At 67.4% G+C, this 2,642-nt stretch carries 2 protein-coding genes; both read left to right on the top strand.

The genetic code is table 11. From position 1 onward, the window contains the following. Nucleotides 1-125 precede the first annotated feature (125 nt). Nucleotides 126-1,142: a cysteine synthase A gene (locus ACTHLF_RS08495; RefSeq protein WP_440326553.1), complete on the top strand. Its 1,017-nt coding sequence runs from the start codon at nt 126-128 to the stop codon at nt 1,140-1,142. A gap of 48 nt (nt 1,143-1,190) precedes the next feature. Continuing rightward, a partial coding sequence (locus ACTHLF_RS08500; protein ID WP_440326555.1) for a peptide chain release factor 3 occupies nt 1,191-2,642 on the top strand: 1,452 nt, incomplete at its 3' end.

Genomic DNA, 2,642 nt, shown 5'->3' on the forward strand with positions numbered 1-2,642 from the left:
CCCCCCCCCCCCCCCCCCCCCCCCCCCGCCGCCCCCCCCGGCGCTCCCACAAGGGCCCTGGGGCCTACGGCGAGGTTTGGACGGCCAGATGGGGCGCGTGGCGCCGGGCGGGTTAACATCGGGGCATGGCTACCTACCCTACCCTCAGCGCCGGCATCGGCCACACGCCCCTCCTTCGCCTGCGCCAGGCGTCGGAGGCCACCGGCTGCGAGATCCTGGCCAAGGCCGAGTTCCTGAACCCCGGCGGGTCGGTGAAGGACCGCACGGCGCTGGGCCTGCTGGACGACGCCGAACGGCAGGGCCTGCTCCGGCCCGGGGCCACGCTGGTGGAAGGCACGGCGGGGAACACCGGCATCGGCCTGTCCCTGCTGGGCAACAGCCGCGGGTACCGCACCATCATCGTCATGCCGGACACCCAGAGCCGCGAGAAGATCGACGCCCTGCGTGCGGCGGGCGCCAATGTCCGGCTCGTGCCGGCCGCGCCCTGGACCGATCCAAACCACTACGCGGCCACCGCCCGGCGGATCGCCGCGGAGCTGAACGCCGCGGACCCGGGCAGCGCGTGGTTCGCCAACCAGTTCGACAACCTCGCCAACCGCCAGTGGCACGAAGACCACACCGGCGCCGAAATCTGGGAACAGACCGGCGGCAAGATCGATGGCTTCGCCAGCGCCTCCGGGACGGGTGGCACCATCGCGGGCGTGGGCCGGGCCCTGAAGGCCCGGCGCAAGGACATCCTGGTGGCGCTGGCCGATCCCGCCGGCTCGGCCCTCGCGAACTACATCAACACCGGCGAAGCGAAGGCCGAAGGCAGCTCGATCACCGAAGGCATCGGCAATGGCCGCCTCACCGCCAACTTCCTCGACGCCCCGATCGACCTGGCCTGGAGCATCCCGGATACCGAGTCGGTCCCCGAGATCCATACCCTGCTCCGCGAGGAGGGCTACTGCGTCGGCCTTTCCAGCGGTGTGAATATCGCCGGCGCCATCCGCCTGGCCCGCCACCTGGGCCCCGGCCACACCGTGGTCACGGCGCTGTGCGACAGCGGCATGCGCTACCAGGCCAAGCTGTTCAACCCGGCCTTCCTGCGCGAAAAGGGCATCGCCGTGCCGGACTGGCTGGCGGCGGCCTTCAAGGGGTAATTCCGCGCTAGAATATGGGGTTAGCCCTTCGACGCGACCCCAGATTCCATGTCTTCACACCTCACCGAGACCAAGCGGCGGCGCAGCTTCGCCATCGTCAGCCACCCTGACGCCGGCAAGACCACCCTGACCGAAAAGCTGCTGCTGTTCGGCGGCGCGATCCAGATGGCCGGCTCGGTGAAGAGCCGCAAGGCGGCCCGCCACGCTACATCCGACTGGATGGCGCTGGAAAAGGAACGCGGCATTTCGGTCACGTCCTCGGTCATGCAGTTCCCGTACAACGGGGCCATCGTGAACCTGCTCGACACCCCGGGCCACGCGGACTTCTCGGAAGATACTTACCGCGTGCTCACCGCGGTCGACTCCGCGCTGATGGTGATCGACTGCGCGAAGGGCGTGGAAGAACGCACCATCAAGCTCATGGAAGTGTGCCGCCTGCGCGATACGCCGATCATGACCTTCATCAACAAGCTCGACCGCGAGGGCCGCTCGCCGATCGAACTGCTCGACGAAGTGGAGTCGGTGCTGGGTATCGCCTGCGCGCCGGTGACCTGGCCGATCGGCATGGGCTCGCGCCTCAAGGGCGTGTACCACGTGCTGCTCGATGAAGTGCACATCTTCGAGCCGGGCAAGAACTTCACGCGCCAGGATTCGACGATTTTCAAGGGCGGCCTGGATAACCCCGAGCTGGTCGCGCGCATCGGCGAAGCGGCCTTGCAGGAAGCCCGCGACGAGCTCGAGCTCGTGCTCGGCGCATCCAACCCGTTCGACGTGGACGCGTACCTGTCGGGCAAGCAGACGCCGGTGTTCTTCGGCTCTGCCGTGAACAACTTCGGCGTGGAACTGCTGCTCGAGTTCTTCGTGGAGCACGCGCCTTCGCCGCGCTCGCGCGATACGCTCACGCGTGAAGTGCTGCCGCAGGAAGAAAAGCTCACCGGCTTCGTCTTCAAGATCCAGGCGAACATGGATCCGGCGCACCGCGACCGCGTGGCGTTCATGCGCATCTGCTCGGGTACTTATACCGCCGGCATGAAGATGCAGCAGACGCGCACCGGCAAGGAGGTGCGTATCGCGAACGCACTGACCTTCATGGCGAGCGATCGTGAAATCGTCGAACGCGCCTATCCGGGTGACGTCATCGGCCTGCACAACCACGGCACCATCACCATCGGCGACACGTTCACCGAAGGCGAAGGCCTGTCGTTCACGGGCATCCCCAACTTCGCGCCGGAACTGTTCCGCCGCGCGCGCCTGCGCGATCCGATGAAAATGAAGGCGCTGCAGAAGGGCCTGGCGCAGCTGTCGGAAGAAGGCGCCACGCAGTTCTTCCGCCCGCTCATGTCGAACGACCTGATCCTCGGCGCGGTGGGCGTGCTGCAGTTCGACGTGGTGGCATACCGCCTGAAGGACGAATACACCGTGGACGCCACGTTCGAACAGGTGGGCGTGGCGACGGCACGCTGGATCCACTGCGACGACGCGAAGAAGCTCGAGGAGTTC

Source organism: Luteibacter sp. (genome assembly GCF_051958795.1).
In the GTDB taxonomy this organism is placed as follows: domain Bacteria; phylum Pseudomonadota; class Gammaproteobacteria; order Xanthomonadales; family Rhodanobacteraceae; genus Luteibacter.

Excerpts from the sequence above, each read along its gene's own strand:
- ACTHLF_RS08495 (WP_440326553.1), top strand. The coding sequence starts at position 126 with ATGGCTACCTACCCTACCCTCAGCGCCGGCATCGGCCACACGCCCCTC.